Origin of the sequence: Streptomyces sp. NPDC002232, from assembly GCF_042890295.1 — a bacterium.
Taxonomy (GTDB): Bacteria; Actinomycetota; Actinomycetes; order Streptomycetales; family Streptomycetaceae; genus Streptomyces.
The window spans coordinates 1-21,777 of the sequence record NZ_JBIARV010000010.1 but is presented as its reverse complement, the minus strand read 5'-3'; the positions used below and the strand labels follow the sequence as shown (position 1 = coordinate 21,777).

At 69.0% G+C, this 21,777-nt stretch carries 23 protein-coding genes and 3 pseudogenes; 11 read left to right on the top strand and 15 right to left on the bottom strand.

Going from position 1 to position 21,777, the window contains the following annotated elements:
• The first annotated feature begins 165 nt into the window (after nucleotides 1-165).
• Nucleotides 166-1,010 (top strand): annotated as a pseudogene (locus tag ACFYXU_RS36705) (IS5 family transposase).
• Between the two features lie 58 nt (nucleotides 1,011-1,068).
• Here ACFYXU_RS36705 and ACFYXU_RS36700 read toward each other — a convergent pair.
• The 3 genes and pseudogenes from ACFYXU_RS36700 to ACFYXU_RS36690 all read right to left on the bottom strand — a co-directional run bounded on the left by ACFYXU_RS36700 (nucleotide 1,069) and on the right by ACFYXU_RS36690 (nucleotide 4,049).
• Entirely contained in the window at nucleotides 1,069-1,641 is a 573-nt protein-coding gene (locus ACFYXU_RS36700; RefSeq protein ID WP_389462121.1) for a dihydrofolate reductase family protein, read from the bottom strand.
• 264 nt (nucleotides 1,642-1,905) lie between these two features.
• Nucleotides 1,906-2,687 (bottom strand): annotated as a pseudogene (locus ACFYXU_RS36695) (IS5 family transposase).
• A 486-nt stretch (nucleotides 2,688-3,173) separates the two neighbouring features.
• Complete coding sequence (locus ACFYXU_RS36690; protein WP_389462119.1) at nucleotides 3,174-4,049, bottom strand: hypothetical protein; 876 nt, start codon at nucleotides 4,047-4,049, stop codon at nucleotides 3,174-3,176.
• A 355-nt stretch (nucleotides 4,050-4,404) separates the two neighbouring features.
• On the opposite strand from ACFYXU_RS36690, the gene ACFYXU_RS36685 reads away from it, so the two are divergent.
• The 4 genes from ACFYXU_RS36685 to ACFYXU_RS36670 are packed head-to-tail and all read left to right on the top strand — an operon-like array spanning nucleotide 4,405 to nucleotide 8,030.
• A complete protein-coding gene (locus ACFYXU_RS36685) occupies nucleotides 4,405-5,958 on the top strand; it encodes a PP2C family protein-serine/threonine phosphatase (protein WP_389462146.1) in 1,554 nt (517 codons plus the stop codon).
• Nucleotides 5,955-7,046, top strand: a complete 1,092-nt coding sequence (locus tag ACFYXU_RS36680) for a B12-binding domain-containing protein (protein WP_389462117.1) — start codon at nucleotides 5,955-5,957, stop codon at nucleotides 7,044-7,046. Before ACFYXU_RS36685 ends, ACFYXU_RS36680 begins: the two co-directional genes overlap by 4 nt.
• Nucleotides 7,043-7,474: an STAS domain-containing protein gene (locus tag ACFYXU_RS36675; protein WP_389462115.1), complete on the top strand. Its 432-nt coding sequence runs from the start codon at nucleotides 7,043-7,045 to the stop codon at nucleotides 7,472-7,474. The genes ACFYXU_RS36680 and ACFYXU_RS36675 overlap by 4 nt, the downstream gene beginning before the upstream one ends.
• A 49-nt stretch (nucleotides 7,475-7,523) precedes the next feature.
• The gene (locus ACFYXU_RS36670; RefSeq protein ID WP_389462113.1) at nucleotides 7,524-8,030 is read left to right on the top strand and encodes a MarR family winged helix-turn-helix transcriptional regulator; all 507 of its coding nucleotides are present in this window, start codon (nucleotides 7,524-7,526) and stop codon (nucleotides 8,028-8,030) included.
• A 200-nt stretch (nucleotides 8,031-8,230) separates the two neighbouring features.
• Here ACFYXU_RS36670 and ACFYXU_RS36665 read toward each other — a convergent pair whose 3' ends face one another.
• The 7 genes from ACFYXU_RS36665 to ACFYXU_RS36635 form a co-directional block, all read right to left on the bottom strand.
• Nucleotides 8,231-8,437 carry a hypothetical protein gene (locus ACFYXU_RS36665; protein ID WP_389462111.1) on the bottom strand — a complete coding sequence of 69 codons (207 nt, stop codon included), beginning with the start codon at nucleotides 8,435-8,437 and terminating at the stop codon, nucleotides 8,231-8,233.
• Nucleotides 8,438-8,654: 217 nt separating this feature from the next.
• Nucleotides 8,655-8,912, bottom strand: coding sequence for a hypothetical protein (locus tag ACFYXU_RS36660; protein WP_389462109.1), 258 nt, complete (start codon nucleotides 8,910-8,912; stop codon nucleotides 8,655-8,657).
• 253 nt (nucleotides 8,913-9,165) lie between these two features.
• The gene (locus ACFYXU_RS36655) at nucleotides 9,166-10,398 is read right to left on the bottom strand and encodes an esterase/lipase family protein (protein ID WP_389462107.1); all 1,233 of its coding nucleotides are present in this window, start codon (nucleotides 10,396-10,398) and stop codon (nucleotides 9,166-9,168) included.
• 298 nt (nucleotides 10,399-10,696) lie between these two features.
• On the bottom strand, nucleotides 10,697-11,482 hold the full coding sequence (locus ACFYXU_RS36650) for an alpha/beta fold hydrolase (RefSeq protein ID WP_389462105.1): 786 nt from the start codon (nucleotides 11,480-11,482) through the stop codon (nucleotides 10,697-10,699).
• Between the two features lie 34 nt (nucleotides 11,483-11,516).
• The gene (locus ACFYXU_RS36645) at nucleotides 11,517-11,816 is read right to left on the bottom strand and encodes a transposase (protein WP_389462103.1); all 300 of its coding nucleotides are present in this window, start codon (nucleotides 11,814-11,816) and stop codon (nucleotides 11,517-11,519) included.
• A gap of 371 nt (nucleotides 11,817-12,187) precedes the next feature.
• Nucleotides 12,188-12,448 (bottom strand): hypothetical protein, encoded by a 261-nt coding sequence (locus tag ACFYXU_RS36640; RefSeq protein WP_389462101.1) that lies wholly within the window; start codon nucleotides 12,446-12,448, stop codon nucleotides 12,188-12,190.
• Nucleotides 12,449-12,468: 20 nt separating this feature from the next.
• A complete protein-coding gene (locus ACFYXU_RS36635) occupies nucleotides 12,469-13,068 on the bottom strand; it encodes a hypothetical protein (protein WP_389462099.1) in 600 nt (199 codons plus the stop codon).
• 560 nt (nucleotides 13,069-13,628) lie between these two features.
• On the opposite strand from ACFYXU_RS36635, the gene ACFYXU_RS36630 reads away from it, so the two are divergent.
• Entirely contained in the window at nucleotides 13,629-15,626 is a 1,998-nt protein-coding gene (locus ACFYXU_RS36630) for a hypothetical protein (RefSeq protein ID WP_389462097.1), read from the top strand.
• A 15-nt stretch (nucleotides 15,627-15,641) separates the two neighbouring features.
• On the opposite strand, the pseudogene ACFYXU_RS36625 reads toward ACFYXU_RS36630, so the two are convergent.
• Nucleotides 15,642-16,491, bottom strand: a pseudogene (locus ACFYXU_RS36625) (IS5 family transposase).
• Nucleotides 16,492-16,613: 122 nt separating this feature from the next.
• Between ACFYXU_RS36625 and ACFYXU_RS36620 the strand changes: the two are divergent.
• The 3 genes from ACFYXU_RS36620 (at nucleotide 16,614) to ACFYXU_RS36610 (ending at nucleotide 18,354) form a co-directional block, all read left to right on the top strand.
• Nucleotides 16,614-17,075 carry a nuclear transport factor 2 family protein gene (locus ACFYXU_RS36620; protein ID WP_389462144.1) on the top strand — a complete coding sequence of 154 codons (462 nt, stop codon included), beginning with the start codon at nucleotides 16,614-16,616 and terminating at the stop codon, nucleotides 17,073-17,075.
• A gap of 578 nt (nucleotides 17,076-17,653) precedes the next feature.
• Entirely contained in the window at nucleotides 17,654-17,971 is a 318-nt protein-coding gene (locus tag ACFYXU_RS36615; RefSeq protein WP_389462095.1) for a hypothetical protein, read from the top strand.
• The gene (locus ACFYXU_RS36610) at nucleotides 17,968-18,354 is read left to right on the top strand and encodes an STAS domain-containing protein (protein WP_389462093.1); all 387 of its coding nucleotides are present in this window, start codon (nucleotides 17,968-17,970) and stop codon (nucleotides 18,352-18,354) included. Before ACFYXU_RS36615 ends, ACFYXU_RS36610 begins: the two co-directional genes overlap by 4 nt.
• A gap of 20 nt (nucleotides 18,355-18,374) precedes the next feature.
• Here the strand turns inward: ACFYXU_RS36610 and ACFYXU_RS36605 are convergent, their stop codons facing one another.
• Both ACFYXU_RS36605 and ACFYXU_RS36600 read right to left on the bottom strand, forming a co-directional pair.
• Nucleotides 18,375-18,635 (bottom strand): hypothetical protein, encoded by a 261-nt coding sequence (locus ACFYXU_RS36605; protein WP_389462091.1) that lies wholly within the window; start codon nucleotides 18,633-18,635, stop codon nucleotides 18,375-18,377.
• 144 nt (nucleotides 18,636-18,779) lie between these two features.
• Complete coding sequence (locus tag ACFYXU_RS36600; RefSeq protein WP_389462089.1) at nucleotides 18,780-19,391, bottom strand: hypothetical protein; 612 nt, start codon at nucleotides 19,389-19,391, stop codon at nucleotides 18,780-18,782.
• 331 nt (nucleotides 19,392-19,722) lie between these two features.
• Here ACFYXU_RS36600 and ACFYXU_RS36595 point away from each other — a divergent pair, with 331 nt between their 5' ends.
• Complete coding sequence (locus ACFYXU_RS36595) at nucleotides 19,723-20,076, top strand: SH3 domain-containing protein (protein WP_389462087.1); 354 nt, start codon at nucleotides 19,723-19,725, stop codon at nucleotides 20,074-20,076.
• A gap of 141 nt (nucleotides 20,077-20,217) precedes the next feature.
• Nucleotides 20,218-20,493, top strand: coding sequence for a hypothetical protein (locus ACFYXU_RS36590; RefSeq protein WP_389462085.1), 276 nt, complete (start codon nucleotides 20,218-20,220; stop codon nucleotides 20,491-20,493).
• Between the two features lie 119 nt (nucleotides 20,494-20,612).
• Here ACFYXU_RS36590 and ACFYXU_RS36585 read toward each other — a convergent pair whose 3' ends face one another.
• Complete coding sequence (locus ACFYXU_RS36585; protein WP_389462083.1) at nucleotides 20,613-21,062, bottom strand: SRPBCC family protein; 450 nt, start codon at nucleotides 21,060-21,062, stop codon at nucleotides 20,613-20,615.
• Nucleotides 21,063-21,503: 441 nt separating this feature from the next.
• Nucleotides 21,504-21,777: iron-containing redox enzyme family protein (locus tag ACFYXU_RS36580; protein ID WP_389462081.1), on the bottom strand; the 274-nt coding region annotated here is incomplete at its 5' end.

Genomic DNA, 21,777 nt, shown 5'->3' with positions numbered 1-21,777 from the left:
GGGCCTGGCCATCGAGGCTTGAATGCGCTTGGTCACAGCCACTCATGGATGGCTGCTACGAGGACGACCGCTTCGTAGCGGACGGCGAGTCTTTCGTACCTTGTGGCCACGGACCGGTGGCGCTCTAGGCCGTTTCGTTTGGATCACGTGATCGTTGGCCCAGATGTGCCGTTGAGTGACGCGCAGTGGGCTCGGATCGAGCTCCTACTACCTGACCGGACGCCGAAGCGGGGTGGGCGGTGGCGGGATCATCGGGAAGTGATCGATGCGATCGCCTGGAAGTTTCAAACAGGGTCGCAATGGGTGTATTTGCCTTAGAAGTACGGCAACTGGAGGGGCGTCTACAACCGGCTGCGGATGTGGGCCGTGGACGGCACCTGGGAGCGCGTGTTCGCCGCGCTGATGGCCGATGCCGACGCTGACGAAGACCTGATCTGGGTCGTCTCGGTGGACTCCACAGTCGTGCGCGCTCACCAGCACGCCGCCGGGGCCCGTAAAAAGGGGCCCCGGTCGGTGAGCCGGACGACCATGCCATCGGCCGGTCCCGTGGTGGGCTGACCACGAAAGTTCATCTCGCAGCCGACGGCAACTGCCGCCCCTTGGCCTTCGTCCTCACCGCCGGACAGGCCGGTGACGCACCCGCCTTCGCGGACGTAATGGCACGCTTACGGGTCCCACGTCGACGCGGACGGCCCCGAACCCGGCCAGACATGGTCTTGGCCGACAAGGCGTACTCATCGCGCGCCATCCGCGAGCACCTGCGTAAGCGCGGTATCCGCGCGGTGATCCCTGTCCCTGCGGATCAGCGGGGCCACCGACTGCGTCGAGGCAGCCGGGGCGGCGGGCCACCCACCGTCGACCGTGAGGCATACAAACAGCGCAACACGGTCGAGCGGTGCATCAACCGCTTGAAGCAGTGGCGCGGCGTTGCCACCCGCTACGAAAAGACCGCGACCATCTACCTGGCCGGGCTCCATGTCGCGGCAATCTTCCTGTGGTCCGCGCGGTGAGCCACCGCGCGCCGGCCAAGGCGAGTGCCGCGACGGCGGGGCGAGCGCGGGAGCCTTGTCAGCGGACGACGTCGAAGACGTTCTTCTGCAGGCCGTTGGCGTAGGCCTCGTGCTCGACGAGCTTCAGCTTCTGTGCGTCCTTGTCGGTGGCGCTGAAGAGCCGCTTGCCCGCGCCGAGCAGCAGCGGGAAGACCACCAGGTGGTAACGGTCGATCAGGCCGATGTCCGAAAGGGCCTGGTTCAGGGAGGCACTGCCGTGGACGATGATCGGGCCGCCCTCGGTCTCCTTCAGCGCGGCGACCTCGTCGAGGGAACGCAGGATCGTCGTCTCACCCCAGTTCGACACCAGGTCGCCCTCGCCGAGGGTGGTGGACACGACGTACTTCGGCATCACCTTGTAGTCGGCGAAGTCCTCCATGTCGGGCCACACCGTGCTGAACGCCTGGTAGCTGGTCCGGCCCATCAGAATCGCGGCGGCTTCCTTCTGCTCCCGGCCCTTGATCTCAAAGGCCTCGGGGAGGAACTCGACGTCCTTGAAGGTCCACCCCGTGTTCCGGTAACCGGGCTCGCCGCCGGGAGAGTCCACGACGCCGTCGAGCGATATGAAGGCGGTGCTGATCAGGGTACGCATCTCAGGTTCCTCGGTGTCTCGTGACTGGTTCTCAGCGGGTTCGGCCGGTGCACGCTTCGACCACACTCGTGGCTGCGGTGCAGCAATCATGATCTATGACTGTGGATCATGGAGAAACTCATCGGTCGTCGTCCCCCCTTGCCGACGGCCTCGGCCATCTGGCTCACCTCGGTGAGCCACACACATGCCCAATCTTGCGACCTGGCCGCAACCGGTGGCGCGGCATCTTGATGTAGTCGCACTCGGTGATCCAAACGAAACGGCCTAGGGGGTGTCCGGAAAGTCCTGGAGCCAGAGGCGGAGGCAGGCGATGGTGACCATGGCTTGGTAGTGGGCGGCGCGTTTGTCGTAGCGGGTAGCCAGAGCCCGGTTCTGCTTAAGCCGGCTGAAGCAGCGTTCGACCACGTTGCGCCTGCGGTAGGCGGCCCGGTCGAGGCGGCAGCGGGCCTCGCCGCGGCGGATGCGGCCGTTGATCTGGTCGATCCGCTCGGGGATCGTGCAGGCGATGCCGCGTCGCCGCAGGTAGGCGCGGATCTTGCGGGCCGAGTAGCCCTTGTCCGCGACGACACGGTCGGGCCGTGTTCGGGGCCTGCCCGGTCCCGGCCGGGCGATCTGGATCCGGTCCATGACCGCCTCGAACTGGGTGCAGTCATTCGCATTCCCGCCGGTCAGCGTGAACGCCAGCGGCCGGCCCTGTCCGTCGCAGGCCAGGTGGATCTTGCTGGTCAGCCCGCCGCGTGACCGGCCGAGCGCTTCGCCCTCCCAGAGCCCCCTTTTCGGGCCACTGCCGCATGCTGATGCGCTCGGACCGTGGTCGAGTCCACGCAGACGATCGACCAGTCGACCGTCCCGACAGCATCGGAATGCTGCTGAACATGGGCCAGCAGCCGGCCCCAGGTGCCGTCGGCCGACCAGTGCCGGAAGCGTTCGTAGACCGTCTTCCACGGCCCGTACCGTTCGGGCAGGTCACGCCACGCGGCCCCGGTGGACAGCTTCCACAGAATCCCGTTCACCACCTGGCGCCGGTCCCGCACGGGCCTGCCCATCCGGCCCGGCGCCAGCAACGGAGCGATCAACGCCCACGACTCATCCGTCAATTCATGTCGACGCACCACGAATGGAACAACGAGCCATCGACTTTACGGACACCCCCTAGGGGAGTGGGGCGGTGCCGGGGTCGGTGGGACCGCCGCCGAGACGGCGCCGTGCGGGCCGTGGAGCGTCCAGGAGCGTGGGGGTGGGGGTAGCGCGGTCCATTCGCCGTTTGCGGCGCGCTCAGCGGCGCTCAGGGCCCGCGGATCGCGGGCCGGCGGCTCGGGGACATCGGGGCCGGGACCGAGGGTCCGGCGGTGTCGTGCGGTGCTCACCGCGCGATTCTCCCCCGACTCCGTACTGCCCGGCGGCCGGTGTCTCTCAGTGAGAGACACCGGCCGCCGGGCAGTACGAGATGCCGTGTCGACTCCCGAATACGCGCCACGTTCGATGCACTCGAACACTTCCTTCCAAATTTGGAAGGGTGCCGATCGAAGGCTCTACTGCTGGCCCGTGGCTCGGGCGCGGCCCTTCATCCAACGGACGAGCGCATCGTAGACGCGGGTGTCGGCCGGGTCCGCGAACGCCTCTGTGAGAGCGCGGGCCACTTCCTGCTGAGGGATACGTCCACGCTTGAGGTCGTCAGCGAGCTGACGTGTTCGGCGGGTGACGGCCTCGCGGAGGACCGCGTCGGTCGTCCCGTCGAGGGGGGTCTTCACATCGTCTTGGCCAGGGTCGGTGAGTACCTTCTCGGCCTGGTCCCGGATCTGTCCGGAGAGGTCCGCGTCCGGCGCCTGCGGGCCGGGAAGCTCACGGACTATTTCGGTGATCGCCTTCGCGGTCACCTTGGGCAGAGCCTCGCGGAGGACACCGTGCAGGGTGGCGGCTGCTTCGACGTCGTACCGCTCGACGATGGGGAGCAGTGCCTCCACGTGGGAGCGGGTGAGCTTGGGGACGTCGGGGAGGAGGAGGGCGGCGAGACGCCATCCGCGCCGCATCCGGCTGGAGTCGGCCAGGGTGACGTCCCAGTCCTCCAGGAGCGCTTCGAAGGTGGGGTACTGCGCCCGGTACAGGTGCCGGTGCGCGACGGCGTCCAGGGCCTTGCCGGTCATCCAGAACGACGCATGGTGAGAGCGGATCACGCTCTCGCAGAGGGCGTAGTCCTTCAGCTCTGCGTCCGTGAGCGGCTGATCGGGCGTGGCGGCGAGCGATGGATCCGGAAGGGAATCCAGCGTCAGGGGCGCGGATCCGTCGGCGGTGCCGCCTGCGGCAGCCGCACCCTTCTTCCGTGCGAGGCCTGCCAGTCCGGAGGCGCGTCGGGAACCGTCGGTGAGGCCGAAGCGATCTGCGGTGGTCTCGTCTGCGGTGGCGGTCATGCGGTGTCCTCGCGGCTCTGGTCAAGATCTCCCGAGCGAGCGTAGCGAGGTCCTCCGCGACCGAGGCGGAGGTGGTCGACACAACGGTGCCGGCCGCCGCGCGGCCCGCACGCTGTCTTCACATGTGTGCAGATGGCGGGGTGGGGAAGGGGCCGGGTTGCCCGGAGGATGACCGGTGAGGGATCGTTGCCTGAAGGAAATGATTCCTTTCGAGTTGGTGAGGTGAGGGATTCGCCTAGCGAGTCCTCGATATTTGGTCTCCACCCGAGCGCAGCCCGTCGCGGCCACGGAGCCGGACTTCCCGTGGGCCCGCGCCCCCTACCCGGCCCTGGTTGCTGACGCGGCGGGTCTCATCCTGCAGTGCAACGACGCCGCGCGGGCGCTTCTGCCCGAGGCCCAGCCAGGATGCCGTCTGGCGGATGTAGTCCCGTCGTGGCTTGCCACGGCCCACCAGGCGATGCGCCTGCCCGGTCCGCGGGCCGCGCGGGAGCCGGACGCGCCGCTGTCTGGTGTGATCGAAGCGCGCTGTTTCGAGGCGCACCCCAGCGTGCGGGACGACGGCACGGTGGCGTGGTGGCTGGTGGACGACACCGACCACCAGCTGGCCCGTGAGGCCCTGCACATGGAGCGGGAGCGGACCACGTTCCTCACGACGGCGTCCAACAACCTGCTCTCCTCTCTCAATCTGGGGCGCTGCATGGATGTGACCGCGCAGATGGCTGCTGAGAGTCTCGCCGATGCGGCCCTGGCCATCGCGCCGGCCCGCGGCCACCGCCTGCCCGTGGTGACCTGCCTGCGCGGTGGCACTCCCACTTCTTCGCAGGAAGCGGTCGACCCGGACGCCGTCCCGGGCCTCGGTGAAGCCCTGCGGGGGTTCCCGCCGGTGCCGTCGAGGTGGATCGACCCGGCCACGGCCCCGGCCTGGATGATCCCCGAGGGCTTCGGTCCCATCGGCGCGATAGTGATCACTCCGCTGCCGGGCCACGGTGTCCCGGCCGGTGCGCTGGTCCTGCTGCGCAAGGAGGGCAGTGCCGCCTTCACCGAGGAGGAAGAGATCTTCGCCCGGCTGTTCGCGGCGCGGTCGGGGGCGGCGATGTCAGCGGCCCGCCTGTACGCGGAGCAGACGGCCATCACCGAGGTGCTGATGCGGGAGCTGCTGCCCCCGGCGCTGCACCAGATCTCCGGGGTGGACTTCGCCGGCAGCTACCGTCCCTCGGCCGACCATGAGCGAATCGGCGGGGACTTCTACGACGTGCACCCCGCCACGAGGGAGGGTGAGCCGTCGCTGGTGACACTGGGCGATGTGTGCGGCAAGGGCCTGGAGGCCGCTGTCCTGACCGGCAAGATCCGCAACACCCTGCACGCGCTGCTGCCGCTGGCCGACGACCACCAGCGGATGCTCACGCTGCTCAACACCGCGCTGCTCAGCTCCCACCACACCCGGTTCGCGACGCTCGTCCTGGCCTCCGCCGCCCGCCAGGGCAACGAGGTGCACGTGCGGCTGACCAGTGCCGGCCATCCCAGCCCGCTGATCGTCCGCGCGGACGGCACCGTCGAGGAGGCCGACACCCGCGGCACCCTGGTCGGGGCGCTGCCGGACGTCCGCGCCCGCACCACGACGATCACGCTCGCCCCCGGGGAGTCCTGCATCCTGTACACCGACGGCATCACCGAGGCCAAGGGCGGCCCGCTGGGCGACACGTACTTCGGCGAGGAGCGCCTCATGCGGGCTCTCGCAGGATGCGCCGGGATGCCGTCCGAGGGGATCGTGGAGCACGTCCAGATGCTCGCCGCCCAGTGGCTGGGCAACCGCCGTCACGACGACATGGCCGTCGTCGCTATCTCCGCGCCCCGCACCCATCACCTGAGTGCGGTGGACGGCCACACCCGGGGCAGGTACACCGCATGAGCACGCACGCCACGCCCCGCCTCCCCGACAGCACCCGCCTGCGGGAGCTGGCCGACCGGTTGTGGGAGGCCGTTTCGGCCGGCGACGAGTACACCACCACCGACCTCGTCCTGCGCGCCCTGGACGACGGCATCGACCCGGAATCCGTCCTCCTGGACGTGATCGCGGCGGTACAGGGGAAAGTCGGGGAGGAGTGGGCCGCCAACCGCATCAGCGTCGCCCAGGAACACGCCGCGACCTCGATCAACGAACGCGCTGTCGCCGCGCTCGCCCTGCACCCCGCCGCCCGCACCAGCCCCTACCGGGGCCGGATCACGGTGGCGTGCGTGGACGGTGAATGGCACGCGCTGCCCGCCCGGCTGGTGGCAGAGGTGCTCAAGCTGCGTGGCTGGCAGGTCGACTACCTCGGCGCGCAGGTCCCCGCCCCGCACCTCATCTCTCACCTGCACATCACGAAGGCCGACGCGGTCGCCCTGTCCAGCTCGATCGCCACCCGGCTGCCCACCGCGCACGCGGCGATCACCGCCTGCCAGGCCGTCGGCGTGCCCGTCCTGGTCGGCGGCGCCGCTTTCGGACCCGACGGCCGCTACGCAAGGCTGCTGGGCGCCCAGGCGTGGGCGCCCGATGCCCGTACCGCGGCCGACCGGCTCGCCCAGGGGCCGCTGCCGCGCCCGCAGGTCGACCACCAGCAGATCGACGACCTGCCGCACCTGGCCGACCAGGAATACACCATGGTCGCCCGCAGCAGAGACTCCCTGGTGCGGACGGTCTTCTCCGTCCTTGAGGACGCGTTCCCCGCTATGCGCGCCTACGACGACATTCAGCGTGAACGCACGGCCGAAGACCTCGCGCACATCGTGGAGTTCCTCGCCACCGCCCTCTACCTCGGCGACGAGGAGCTCTTCACCTGGTTCATCAGCTGGACCGCTCAGATCCTCCAGGCCCGGGGGGTGCCCGCACAGTCCCTGCCGCCGGCCCTGGACCTTTTCGCCCGCGAGCTCAAGGACTTCCCCCGGGCGGCCCGCACCCTTCAGCGCGGCATCGACGTCCTCACCACCGACCATCCCACCGCTGGAACGCCCGTATGACCACGCTGCCCTCCACCCTCCACCTGTCCACCGTCGACACCGCGGACACGGTCCGCATAGAGATCACCGGAGATCTCGACTACGACACCGCTGACCTCCTCCTGGAGGAGGCCACCGCCCAGCTCTCGGCCCGGCCGGGCCTGAAAGACCTGCACCTGCACTGCGCGCAGATCGGCACCGTTGATTCCATGGGCCTGTCCATCCTGCTGATGATCGGCCGCCGCGCCGCCGCGGCAGGAACGCGTCTGCACCTGGACGACCGGCCCGCGAGACTGACCCGGATCCTCGACATCACCGGTACGCTCGACTATTTCGCGGCCGCGCCCCCCACCAGTGCCGCGAACCCGCAGCACCACCACACCGAGCCCCAGACGGGCGAGGGGACAGCACAAGCGGCCCGCCCCACCGGACCGGACGGCACCACCTGAGCCACGCCCGGCCGGCCACCCCGGCATAGCACCCACCTATGGGGAAGTCATGCCCGCACCCGAAGCCGCACCCACCACCATCTGCTTCCAGGCCACCCAGAGCGCCAGCCACATCACCGAACTCCTCGACGTCCTGTGGGAACACTCGAAGGACGCCACCGCGCAGGCCACCGCGCCCGCCTCCCCCTCACAGCTGCGGCTGATGTACGTCATCGACCGGCAGGACGGCATACGGATGCGAACCGTCTGCCACCTGCTGGCCTCCTCACCCCCCAACGTCAGCCGCATGTGCGACCGCCTCCAGGCCATCGGCTTCCTCCAGCGCCTCCCCTGCCCCGACAGCGGACGCGAAGTCACCCTCCGGCTCACCCCCGCCGGCAAACGACACCTCCAGCGCATCCGCGAGCAACGCGAGACCATGCTCCACAACGCCATCCACCACATGCCGGCCGCCGAACGCCGAGCCCTCGCACGCGGCCTCACCGAACTCGCTGTGCAGCTCGCCGCCAACGACGGTGAGGAGCACATCAGACCCAGCGCCCACCCCGCAGCCTGAACCCTGCCCGGCTCGCAGGCCGAGCTCTCCGGCACCAGCCGGACAACGAAGCCCTCCCCCAATCGGGCCGCCTGTCGGCAACCGGTCCTTTGCCGACAGGCAGCCGAACCGGGTCAGTGCCCTCACGCCCTGACCATGATCGTCCCGCGGGCGGGCCGCCGGTGCGCGACGGCCGCGGAATCGGACCTGTAGTCCTCTCCTCACCAGGTGGGCGAGACGCGGTTGTACATCTCGTGCGGTGGATCGGTCCCGTCCCAGCCGATGACCGCCCGGCACGGCTCGACGACGAACGCTTCGTCGGGCTCGCCGGAGTGGTCCGGGTGGGTGGTGGCGAGGTGCCGGCGGGCAGCGTCCTGGAGGCCGGCTCCGCTGTTCGGGGCGGCGGCCGGGCCCGTGCCCTGGCGCACGGTGCACCGGACGGTCAGAAAGGCGGCGCCGTCGAGAAGGAGAGCATGCCCGATCAGCGATCACCCGGTGGAGTGATCGCGGCACCCGGGGCCGCTCGCCACGGTAGCGGCTCAAGGCGCTGCCCCTGGCTGTGGCTGTTCCAAGGCCCCCAGCCGCGAGATCCCGATGACTGCGCCAGGGCCAAGATCCCGGGCGGGGGCTACCGATGGGAGCTTGTCAGTGACCGGCCGACTGCGCGTCGCCGGAGTGATCGATGACGTTGCCGTTGGAGCAGTTGTTCTTGTGGTTGCCGGTCCAGTCGCTCAGGGCCGGCACCACGGCGAGTTCCTGGATGCACACGTCGGCGGCGGTGAAGTTCCAGTTGTTCGCCGCATTGACCCCGCTGCCGAAGTTGCCGTCGTTGTCGGCGAAGGCGGGTGGGGCGGCGAGGACGGTGACGGCGGCCAGCAGACCGCAAGTGATGATCTTTCGCATGCCCGGTGAACGTGTTCTCGCCAAGGCAGGTCACGCTGCAATCGACCGAACGTGCGGAACCCGGATTCAACTGCCGCACATGTGCGAGATCTCGATTCGCCCCAGCTCAGCAGGAGCCGGACCACAGAAGTTGAGCCAGGGCCCGAGGACGGACAGCAGATGTTCACCACTTCGGGAGGCAGCTGGCTGTCTGCGGTCGAACGCCTACCGGTGCCTTGGCATCGGTGGGCGGCTGGTCGAAGCTCGCCTGCTGTTACGGCAGCTGGTCCAGGAGCCAGGTGGAGAGTTCCTCGGTGATCAGGGTGTGCAGCTCGCTCTGCGAGGCGAGCCTGACGGCATGGAAGGGCGTCTGCTCCAGGTCGTCGTCGCTGATCGGGTTGTAGAGGTCGTCGTGTGTGGCCGGCTCCCGCAGGGCGATGGCGCTGACGGCCGGAACAAAGCAGTGCTCGCGGATCGGGTTGACGACGCCGAAGCCCAGCGCGGGCGGGAGCTCGTTCAGCGTGTCGGCGAGGATGCCGAACCCGTGGAGGGTCCCGCCGGGGGCGCCGTCGATGTCGGGCAGTGCGCTGGTGCGGATCTCGCGGGTGGGGAGGGTGACCACTCGCAGCTTGGCCACCAGCTGGTCGTCGCCCTGGGACTGGGTGTACAGCTCGGTGCCGGTGATGGCCAGTCCCTTGCCTGTGAGGGCTTCGGCGCCGGGAGCCACGCCGTTGCTCTCGCCGGTGGCGGGACCGTTGGCGAGAGCGATCAGCCGGGTCTGCCTGGACCGGGGCCAGTTGCCGACTTCCTCCAGGGCGCGCAGGAACGCCAGGCGCCGCTGGCTGGTGGCGGGCTGGTCCTTCCAGTCCTCGATGTGCTGCCAGAGCAGTTCCTGGGCGGCCGGGCTGTTGATCTGCTCCGAGAAGCGGGCATCGAGCTTCTTGGTGTAGTGCGCGAACGCCTGGAGGGCGATCGGGATCCAGGCGCCGGTGTGCGGGCTGTCCCAGGAGAAGTAGAGCTGCGCCTCGTGCTCGATGCCCTGCGTCTCCATCTTGGCGAGGGCGTACCGGGTGACCAGACCGCCCATACTGAAGCCGCCGACCGTCAGCGGATGGTCGCCGACACGGCGGTCGATCGCCTCGGTGACGGCCGCGATCACGGTCTCGGCGTTGGTCAGGATCGACGCGCTGCGCTCGTGGTAGCCGACGAGAACCACGTCGCGGCCCCGGCGGCGGAGCTCGCTCAGGAGCGGAAACGGGCCGTGCTCCAGCTGCTCCCAGGTGAAGGCGAGGTCGCTGGGTCCGGTGCTGAAGCCGTCCGCCATCAGGACCGGGCGGGTGAGCGCGCTGTTGCCCTCGCCGTAGTAGACCCAGGCGGTGCCGCCCGGGAGGTCCCAGACGTCGCTGGGCGGGGGCGGGACGCGGTCGGTCGTGCGCGGGCCGGGCGCCAGGACGATCGGGGAGGCGGACTCGAAAGCCTCGGCGGCCTGCTCCTCGGTGGTGCTCATGACGTTTCCTTCGTGGCAGTGCGGGGGGCGGTGCCCCTTCTTACGGATTCGGGCCGGGCCCGGGCCTTGTGGCGTCGCTCCGTTTCCGGCAGCACAACCACAGCAGATCGTCACTTTCCGCACAAGATCGAATCCGGACAGTTACATCCTCCCGGCTTGCGCATGGCCGGAGGCGATCGAACAGCTGCCACCTCCGATGCCTCGCGAAGTGGTGACCATCTGCTGTCCGTTCTGGTTCTGGCTCAGGTTTTGTGGTCCGTTACGTTGGGTTACCGGCTGGGGGTCTCATTCGGTATGTTCACAGCGAACCGAGGAACTCGTTGACAGCTGCGGCGAACTCGTCCGGGACGGTCTCATGGACGGTATGTCCGGCGGGAAGTTCCATGAGCTGGGTATGGGGGCGCCGCGCCGCCATGTCCTTCGCGTGCTCCTCGCTGAGCACCGTGCTCCGGCTGCCGCGGACAAGCAAGGCTGGGCAGTCGCTGGAGATCCAGTCGCTCCAGTGGTCCCCGTTGAGCTGCTGCTGCGAGGCATTCATATCCTTCGGGTCGAAGGCAAGGCCCCATCCATCGGGATACTCACGGACGGCGCCTATGAGGTATCGCGCCGAGGTGCCGAGTCCTTCCAACAGTTCGGCCCGGGTCGGTGCCCGGTGCGGCCAGGACAGGCTGAAGGACAAGCCGTCATCGACCTCGGCGCCGATGTCCTCGACGATGAGTGCGTCCACAAGTGCGGGGAACCGAGACGCGAGCTGGTAGGCGTTGACGCCGCCCAGGGAGTGGCCGAGTACGGCCGCCCCGTGGATCCCCAGATGTTCCAGCACCGCCGCGGCGTCCTCGATGTAGCCGGTGCGGGAGAAATCGGACGACCTGTCGGAGAGGCCGTGTCCACGCTGGTCGAGCGCGATGGTCCGCCAGGAGTCCCTCAGCTCCCGGGCCAGGTGCGCGAAGGTGCGGCCATCTCCGAAGTGCCCGTGCAGGGCGAGTAGAGGACGGCCCGGACCGCCGAAGTCGAGGAAGGACAGGTGACGCCCTGCCACCGTCAAGGACGCGCGCTTCGGCTCGGGCGGAATCGTTGACGTCATGGCCGTCAGTATGCGGGGATTCAATCGTCCAAGGTCACGAAGCGAGCAGTACTCGCTTGCGCAGGAGCTTGAAGCCGGCGCGTCCGTACATCTGCCGCTTGATCATTTTGATGCGGTTGACGTGGCCTTCCACGACGCCTGAGCTCCAGGGCAGGGTCAGGCCGGCGGTGACGGCCGCGAGGTCGCGTTCGAGGCCGTTGACGAAGGTGTGAAGGCTGGGCAGGTCGTCGACCCGGACCGCCGCGATCCACTCGGGGAGCCGTTCTCCCTGGAGCTGGTAAGCATCTGCCCGAAGGAGCGGACGTGCCCGGCGAGGGCGTCCAACTCGGGGCACCGGCCAGGACGGACTTCAGCTTCAGTCGCTCCTTCTCCGCAAGGGCGTCCGGGTGGATGAGGATCCACCCGGCAACAGTCCTGGGCCACGCCGGCCGGCCATCCGGCACGGCGTCACGGAAGGGACGAAGGTAAGCGCGGATGGCGCCATATCCACCTGCGTATCCGTGGCTCTGGATCTCCTTCCAGAGGTCCAGGCGTTCGTGCAGCCCCTAACCCACCGCTCGTGCAAGTACGGCTTGAAGTCGTCGAGCTTCGTTCTGCGGTTCTGCCGCTCAAGGAGAGCCGTACTGAAGATCAACAGTTACGGAGCGTGGATACACCACAGAAGTTGAGCCAGAACCCGTTCTTCGTGAACAAAGCCACCGGGGCTCACCAGGTGGACGGTGAGACGCGGTTGTACGTCTCGTGCGGAGGCTCGGTCCCGTCCCAGCCGATGACCGCCCGGCACGGCTCCACGACGAACGCGTCGTCGGGCTCGCCAGAATGATCCGGGTGGACGGTGGCGAGGTGCCGGCGGGCCGCGTCCTGGAGCGGGCCCGCTCCGCCGTCCAGGGCGGCGCCCGGGCCCATGCCCAGGCACACGGTGCACCGGACGGTCAGAAAGGCGGCGCCGTCGAGAAGGAAGAGCATGCCTGCTCAACGACCAGCCGTCAGGGTGGTTCGCCAGGCACGCAGCCGCTCAGGTACGCGTAGTGCGTCAGGCGGGATCCGGCGGCTTTCTCCGTCGTGCCGAGTGCCTCGGCGAGGCGGGGCAGCGGGACGGCGTCGCCCTTGATGTACCGGGCCGCGAGCGGCCCGAAGTCGGCGACGATCGCCCCCAGGTTCTCGGCCGTCTTCAGCACCATGACCGGCTCTTCGTCGACCATCTCGTCCAGGCGCTCGCGCAGGGTCCGCAGCAGGACGGCGACGTCGTCCGGCAGCGGGAGAGCGCGCGCGGCGACGTCGTCCATGTGTGCCTCCCAGTCCTCCTCCGCCGTGGAGACGTCGTACGCGTCGCGGCCGACGCGCTCGACCTCCTCCCAGTCGAGGGAGACGGTCCGCTCGCCGCGCCACCCGCACGCACACCTGCCCCGCAGTGCCGTCGCGGTCGGCCGGCGCATGGTCCCGTCGTACACCCACCAGTCGCTCGACTCGTGGAAGTACGCGGTGCTGCCCAAGTCGAAAATGACCGGGCGCGGCTCGGTGCCGTCCGCCAGGAGTACTCCGACCGTGCCCTCGTGCGTCTCGAACCCCTCGCGCTGCCAGCCCATCGAGCATCCCCTCATCGCAGGTGGAGGCGGCGCCCCCTGGGGCCCGCCGACTCCACGATGGGACAGCGGAGCGGGCCTCCGCAGGAGAGTTGGCATATTCCATCAGCACATTGGGAGCGCGTCAGGTGCCGTGCGCCCCCGACTAGGCAGTTTCGTTTGGATCAGCGGGCGAGTTTCGATGCCGTTGGTGATCTTGAATTGGGTATCTACCGTGCTGCGCAGCAGATCTCCGCTGCGCGTGGCCCTGACGGCGTGTTGACCGGCTCGGATGGTCCTCAGGATCGGAAGCTGGCATTGCGGCAGGCAGTGTCGGGCTCGGAGCCGGAACCGCGTGATCGCCCTCAAGATCGCCGAAACCATTCAAGATGCGCGCCAGGGACAGCTGGGGCTTGCGTCCCCCGTATGGGTGCGTCTCTCATCTTTCCGGGTTGACGCCGTGTATCCGATGGAACAGTTCACGTGAACCAGGGTGCGGAGCCGGTGTGGAGTCCCAGGCGATCACCGGTTCGCTTTCCCGTGGGTTCCCGCTCCCGGGACCACCGAGGAAAAGGCCCGCATCGATGGCGACGAACGACGATCAGGCAGAGGCACGGGACATCGCAGGCGGGGTACGCGACCTGCTGCGCGGGACCGGGTCACGCGCGGACGGCAAATGGATGCGGGGGCTGCGGCAGGCCCGGGAGAGCAACGTGCTTTTCGGGGTGGCCCTGCACGCCGCGGAACGCCGCAACCAGGGTCTGGGCCTGAACAGTCTGGAGCGGGACCTGCTGGACGCGCTCGGCACGATCCTCACCGACGCGGAACTCGCCGCCGCCGGCTCGGAGTACCGGGCCGCAGTTTCCGACCTCGGAGAGGTGGCGGTCCTGCCCAAGGTCGTCACCGACAAGCCGGTCTCCCAGGGATTTACCGTCGAAGACCTGAAGGCGCACCTGCCCAGGATCCGCGCGCAGAACGCCGGGCGGGCGAACTGCGCGGTCGTGGACCTGGGCGCGGTGAGCGCGGGGGCGCCGATGGACAGCCCCGGGTTCGAGGCGGCGGTGGGCGACGTCGGTTTCGGCACCACTGTGGTGGTGGGCCCGCCGCAGGTGGAGGCGGACACCGGCCCGGAGTATCCCGCCTACAACGCCAAGTTCCAGTTCGAGAGCTTCACCTGCCGGCGCGCGGTCGGCGACCAGTGGGGTGGCCGGGACGAGATCTACTGGACGGCCGGCTTGCGTTCGGACAAGCACGTCGCCCCGGCGTACAAGTCTTTGGAGTTCGGGGCGGTCAAGGAGGGCCAGACACGGGCCTTCGCCGGCGTCGACAAGGTGGTGTTCGATGCGGAGGCCGCCAAGTTCGTGGCCGGGACGGTCATGGTGTGGGAGGCCGACGAGAGCCCGTCCGCGTTCTACCGGGCGCTGATGGGGTTCATCGACGCGTGGATGAACAAGCCCGTCTGGGTGGACATCACCCTCGGCATCATCACGGCCACTCCCGGCGGCGGCTACGCGGGCGTGGTCATGGACGTCATGGACTACGCGTTCCGGATCATCGTGGATCTGAATGAGGCGTTCCGCAACGACGACGACCTGTCCTGCCAGCGCACGTTCTTCTTCGACCGCAACGCGCTGGTGACCATGTACAACAAACGGGACTTCGACTGGGACTTCAACGGCGACGGACGCCACACCCTGCGGGTGAAGTACGCCGGCGAGCGACCGGTGTTCCCCACCGGAGCCCTGAAGTACCTCACCGTCGACGACGGCGCGACCGCTTGGAGCGCCCCGGTGTCCCTGGGCTGGAGAAGCGCCTCACCCGCGTCCCTGGTCTCCTTCGGCGGCAAACTCCACTGCATGTACGTCCGCCCGGGCGACCGCGCGGTGATGTGGAGCAGCATGACCAACGGCGCGTGGGCCCCGCCCCAGCGCGTGAACTCCTGGTCCAGCGACTTCGTACCGGGCCTGGTCGCCTTCAAGGGCAGGCTGTACGCGACGGTCATCGCGCTGAACGGCGACGTGCTTCTGAGCAGCTGGGCCGGAAGCGGGACGGCGTGGAGCACCACCACCCACCTCGCCGGGACGGCCAAGTCCGACCGGGCCGCGTCGATGTCCGCGAAGGATGACTACATCTACGCCACGTACTACACGTACAACTGGCAGGGCAGCCGCAGAGGGGGGCAGATCGCCTACTCCTCCGACGGGCAAACCTGGAACCAGCTCTACCCGTGGCCCGCCGCCCACGAGACCGACCACAGGGCGTCTATGACCGCCCACGGCGACAGGAACTGGTTTGCCTTTCGCGAGCATGACGGAGTCAACACGGTCGCCGAGATGCTCGGAGTCGCCGGCGAATTCGTGCACCCGCCGTCGGGCTGGAACACGCCGGAAGGCCCCACCCTGGCCACCCACAAAGGGAAGGTCTGGCTTGTCGCCCGCGGCAACGCGGGGCGCCTCCACGCGCTGAACACCCCCGACCGTCACGGCCCGTGGGTCGGCATGCCGGACGCCGACGTCGGCGCGATGGAAGGCGAACCCGGCGTCACCTCCCACAACGGCAGTCTCTACGCGATGTACCGCTAGGCAATCTCGTTCGGATCAGCGGGCGGACCAGAGGAAGATGCCTGCGATGTGGAGTCCGGCGAGGTAGATGGTGGCGGTCTTCTCGTAGCGGGTGGCGATGCCGCGCCACTGCTTGAGGCGGTTGATGCACCGCTCGACGGTGCTGCGCTTCTTGTAGGCCTCGCGGTCGAAGGCGGGCGGCCTGCCGCCGAGGCTGCCGCGCCGCAGCCGGTTCGCGCGCTGGTCCGCCGGAATCGGAATCACTGTGCGGATACCGCGTGCGCGCAGGTGGTCGCGGATCGCACGCGAGGAGTACGCCTTGTCGGCCAGGACCACGTCGGGCCTGGTGCGAGGCCGTCCGCGTGGTCGGGGGACGCGCAGGCGAGCCATCACCGCGGTGAAGGCGGGAGCTCGCCTGCCTGGCCCGCGGTCAGCACGAAGGCCAGCGGCCGGCACCGGCCGTCCGCGGCGAGGTGGATCTTCGTGGTCAGCCCGCCGCGGGAGCGTCCGATGGCGTGGTCGGCGGGCTCGCCGGCCGGGGCCCCTTTTTGCGGGCCCCGGCCGCGTGCTGGTGCGCACGAACGATCGTGGAGTCCACCGACACGGCCCAGTCGAGGTCCTCGTCAGTTTCCGCCTGGGCCATGAGAGCGGTGAACACCCGCTCCCACGTGCCGTCGAAAGCCCACATCCGCAGCCGGTTGTAGACGCCCCGCCAGTTGCCGTACCTCTCCGGCAAGTGCACCCATTGCGAACCGGTCCGGAACTTGAACGCGATTGCGTCGATCACCTCACGGTGATCACGCCACCGGCCACCGCGCTTCGGCGTCCGGTCCGGCAGCAACGGCTCAATCCGCGCCCACTGCGCGTCAGTCAACGACACACCCAGACCAACGAGCAGAAGATCCAAACGAAACTGCCTAGGGGGTGTTGTGAAAGTGCCGACCGTGCAGCACAACGATGTCTGATTACCGCCAGCAAGGTCCTGCTGTGGTCCTCGATGCTGGCGGCATGATGATGTCATCCACTACGGAGTCAGTAACTGTTCTCACCGGCATGTACGCGGCTGAGGCGGAGTACCTGGCGGCGGGAGGTCCAGGCGAAGCTTCATTCGACCTTCTCGCCCCCTTCTTCGCGCCGGATGTCCAGTTGCATCAAGCAGATGCCCTGCCCTACGGAGGCTCTTGGCGTGGGCACAACGGCATGACGCAGTTCTTCCTCATGATGGGAGAGGTGTGGGAGTCGTTTGAGATGGTGGAACAGGAGTTCCTGGCCACCGGTGAGACTGCGGTCGTGCTCACACAGGTCCGTGCTCGCGCTCGCGCGACCGGCCGTGAACTCAGCTTCCCCATCCTGCAAGCGATCAGGGTCAAGGACGGGCAGATCACCGAGGTCCGTGCGTTCTACTGGGACACGCGGGCTATCGCCGATGCCTGCGCCGCGCCGACACCGACACCGACACCGACAGACTGAGGTCGACGGCAAGACCCACGGTCACAACCACTCGTTGAGGACTGCGACCAGCACGGTGGCTTCGTAGCGGACGGCTAGTTTGTCGTATCGCGTGGCCACGGCCTGGTGGCGTTTGAGCGTCAGCATCGTGACGCGGCGGGCGGAATGCGGCGCCGTGTCGGCGTCCTGTGCGTGACGTCCGAGTCGCCTCCGCGCGGGAGCCCGTCCGGTCACTCCTGCCAGGCGCGGAACGGGTCCGGTCCCCTGCGAGGGGGGGTTGGCAGGGGACCGGACGGGCGGCGGGGCGAGAGACCGATCAGCACCCGGAGCCGTGGGCCACGGTAGCCGCTCAGGGGCGTCGCTTCGGCCCGACACTCGCCCGGCTGTCCTGATCTTGCGGGTCCCGGGCGGGCGCGTAGCGTGGAAGCGGCCGGCGGGCCTGCCTCTCCGGCCCGCCGGCCGGACGCCGGGCCGCCTGCGCGCCCGGGTCCTTGACGTTCTTGCGCCGCGGTCGCAAGTTGAGGTTGACCCGGTCCCCCGGCCTCCGCCCTGCCCCACGGGTGTGGTGGTCTGCCGGTCTGGCGGAAAGGCGGTGTGCCGTGCCTGTGGAGTATGCCGACGAGGGCCAGGTCCTGGCCGTGAACGTCCCGGCCGATCTCGATGTCGCTGCCCGGGCCGCTGTGGCGCTGCACATCCAGCGGCTCGTGTTCGCCTACCGTCCCCGGAGCGTGCGTCTGCACGTCGCCCGTCCGGCCACCGACGCCTCGCTCAGCATCCTCGCCCGGATCCACCGGCTGTGCGAGGCCCTCGGCATCCCCCTGACCCTCACCACCCACCCCTGGAACCCCGGCATCGCCCCGGTGGCGATGGGGCACGATCCTGTGGGTCCGGAAGCCGAGGGAGGGGCAGCCGCGTGAAGGGCGACGAGCATGCCGACTGCGACGAGGTGCTGTTCACACAGGTGCCCAGCGGTCATATCTACAGCGCCCCGGGCGGCGCCGGCATCTACCGGCAGGTGACGGGGACCGACGGGACCGCGCTCCTCCAGGCCACCGGAGAGTTCGACACCGACAGCGTCACCTGCCTGCGCCAGGCCCTCGCGGAGGCCATCGAAGACGGCGCGACGTGCGTCCGGATCGACCTGACCTCGATCGCCTTCGGCGACGTGACCCTGGTCGACGTCCTCCTGCACGCTCAGCAGGGGCCCGCCCGTGTGGTCCTGGCCGGGCCCCTGCCCGGCCACCTGCGGCGCCTGTTCGAGCTCACCGGCACCACCGACCTGTTCCACGTCGAAACCTGAAGCGGACCCGGAGCAGCGGTTCACCACGTGGGCGGTGAGCCGCGGTTGTACGTCTCGTGCGGTGGCTCGGTCCCGTCCCAGCCGATGACCGCCCGGCACGGCTCCACGACGAACGCGTCGTCGGGCTCGCCGGAGTGGTCCGGGTGGGTGGCGGCGAGGTGCTGGCGGGCAGCCTTCTGGAGCGGGCCCGCTCCGCCGTCCAGGGCGGCGGCCGGGCCCGTGCCCTGGCACACGGTGCACCGGACGGTCAGAAAGGCGGCGCCGTCGAGAAGGAAGAGCATGCCTGCTCAACGACCACCGGGTGAAGCGGTCGCGGCACCGGGGTCGCTCGCCCCGAGGGCCCGCCGCCTCCGGGTGTGAGTAGTTGGAGTGCAGGAAGTCCCGGTGAGAACGATCATGGTCCGGTCGAGGTGAGGGTGCCGAGCTTACTGGGGGCCCACAGACCATCCCTCTGCGCGGAATGTGTCAGCGATGGTCAGGTCAAGCCTGTCCCGCAGATAGGACACTTGCTCCTTCCAAAGGGCCTCACGTTCAGCGCCGGAAGTCGCAGGAAAGCGTAGCCGCAGAGCTCCGCACTGCTCCACGATCCTTCTTGCGGACCCGAAGACCATGCGCGGTCCAACCTGCCTGACAAGGTGCTCCGCGTTGTGGAGTTCCTGAAAGGTCTTGCTGGCGAGCTGCTCGTCATCTCCAGTGAAGGCCGCACGGAACTCGGCCAAGGCGATATTGAACAGCTTGTACGTGACGCTCCGCGCTTCGGTTGTCCATCGCTTCTCCTCCACCTCCGACTGATGCCGCGCCACTTCCAACGCGGTGCGGTGGCTGGCCTCAGCGGTAGCCAATGCGGTTCGGTGGTTGGCCTCGGCGGTAGCCAATGCGGTGCGGTGGTTAGCCTCGGCGGCTTCCAAAGCAGCTCGATGTGTCAACTCCGCCTGTCTGAGGGCTGTCTGCTTCTGCCATCGGCCTATGAGCAGAGTCACTGGGATGCCTGCGAGCGCAACTACTGCCGCTATGCCAGAGAGATCCATGCCGCTCATGATGCGCTCACTGGTCCTCGGCGGCCTCGTAGATGGCGTCCTGGAGCGCGTCGCGGCCTTCCTGGTTGCCTTGCGCACCCTCACACCGACCGGACCATGATCGTTCTCGCAGGGATTTCCTGTCCTCCAACTACTCGCACCCGGCCTCCACGATGGGCCAGCACGACGGCCACCCCCAGCAGAGTTGGCATATTCCATCAGCGCATTGGGCGCACGCGAGATGCCGCGCGCCCCCGTCGGGACCAGCGCTCGGTCACCCGTCGAGGTGGTCGCAGCAGACTGGCCGTGACGCGCGGCCGGGGCGCGGGTTGGGCCGCCCATGGGACGACTCATGATCTTTGGTGCGGCGACGGCTGTGGTGTCGGTGGCCGTGCTCGTGGCGGGCGCGGCGACGTCCGCGATCGCCGCCGTGCCTGCCTCTGTGGTCCGGGCGGCCGCCGCGCTGCTGAACGTGTGCGGGTACGACGTGGCCGGCACGAACGTGAACCTTCGGTCGGGCCCGTCGACGTCGCGTGCGTCGCTCGGGCACCTGACGCGCGGGGACCTGGTCGACGTCGACCGGGAGCAGGGCGGCTGGTACCGGGTGACGCTCTCCGAGCGCTCGCGGTCCGGGATCCGCTCCGGGACGGTCGGGTGGGTCGCGGAGCGCTACCTGACCCCCTCGGCGTGCATGCAACTGGACTGATCCCCTCAACCTCTCCCCTGCTCCCTCGGGGCCCTTGCCGGAGTCGGCGAGGGCCCCGTCTGCGTCTGCGCGGAGCAGCGCTCGTACGCGGCCGGGCAGGGCGCGGGCAGATCCGCGGGGCCGGCTGCCTACGGTGGACACGTGACGACGCCCACCGAGCCCTCTGGCTCCCCCGCGTTCGAGCCGGTACCGATCCGCGTGCTCCTGCCGGACGAGCAGGAGGTCACGGGACACCTGTACACGCGTCGCCAGCTGCCCGAGGGGTGGCTCTACCTGGTCTCCATCACGGTGTACCGCACCCCCGAGGACGGCCACATCGAGCCGGCGGAGTACTGGATGTGGCTCCGCCCGCAGGACCACCTTCGATCGGTCGACGGCGTGGCCTACGACGAGGTCCCCACCGAGCGGCTCCCTTAGCTCATGGGCGTGGAACGGTGGGCAAGGCGCCCGCGACGACGGCCCGGAGAGGGGAGCTTCCGGCCCCGTCGCTGGGAGATTGCAGCCGCCGCCTCCCAGAGCGGTCGAGAGCGAGTGGGTCAGACTTCGCCGCGCCAGGAGCCGGTCTCGTGGCCCCGCTCCTCGATGTACGCCTTGAAACGCTTCAGGTCGCCGGTGATCTGCCGCTTCACGAAGCCGAGCTTGTCACCAACTGTCTCCGCGAACCCTTCCGGGTCGTAGTCGAGCTGCAACATCACCTTCGACTTGCCGTCCGCGAGGTGGTGGAAGGTGACCACGCCGGCCTGCTTGACCTCCCCGCCCACGCTGGTCCAAGCCACCCGCTCATCGGGAATCTGCTCGGTGATCTCGGCATCGAACTCGCGGTCCACACCGCCGAACTTCGTCACCCAGTGCGTCAGAGTGGCCGTGCGCTGCTCGATCCGCTCGACCCCGTCCATGAAGTGCGGGAACGACTCGAACTGCGTCCACTGGTTGTAGGCGGTCCGCACGGGGACGTCGACCTCGATGGACTCTTCGACCTTCGACACGGCAGCATCCTTCCTCTACGCAGGCCAGGCAGAACGCCCGGCTGTATCCAGGAGCCTTTCTCCCTCACCTGCGCCCCTGCCCGCTCCCGTCCTTCTCATGGCCCCCTCCGGAGAATCTCTGCCAGGTCGCGTAGTGGGGGGCTACGGCCTATCCCCCCTTCTGCGCTGGTCGCCTCGTGGCCTCTTAGACGTTCCTCAGAGGGGCCTGTTCGATCAGGAAGGACGGCCGACGGGCGCGGTGCTCGCCGAGATTCTTCCTGCGGGTGTCCGCATCGGCTCCCAGCCGGCCTCCCTCCTGCCCTCGAACCGCACTCCGTGCCCCTGCTGAAGGGCCCGGATCGACGAAGGCGAGCCCCGCACCCGGACTGAACCGCTCCCGACCGGACCGCCCGACCGGGGGCCTGAAGGAGCGACCACAGCGATCTAGATCCCGCTGCGCCGCTAGTCGACGAGTCCCGAAGCGACGGCGCGCGATGCGTCGGAGCCGGCGCCGGGCGACGTCGCCAAGGGCCGGCGCAAGGCGGTGAGCCCCCTGGTCCAGGCGGAGCGGATGTGGTCGGCGAGGCGGTCCTCCAGCAGGACGGTCGCGGCGCAGCCGAAGGCGACGTCGGCCTCCAGGCCCGGTTCGTCGGCGAGGAGTCCGCCGATGACCTCGCGCCGTACGACCTGCTCGTGCACGGCGTCGGCCTCCACGTGTTCCGCGTAGAAGTGTTCG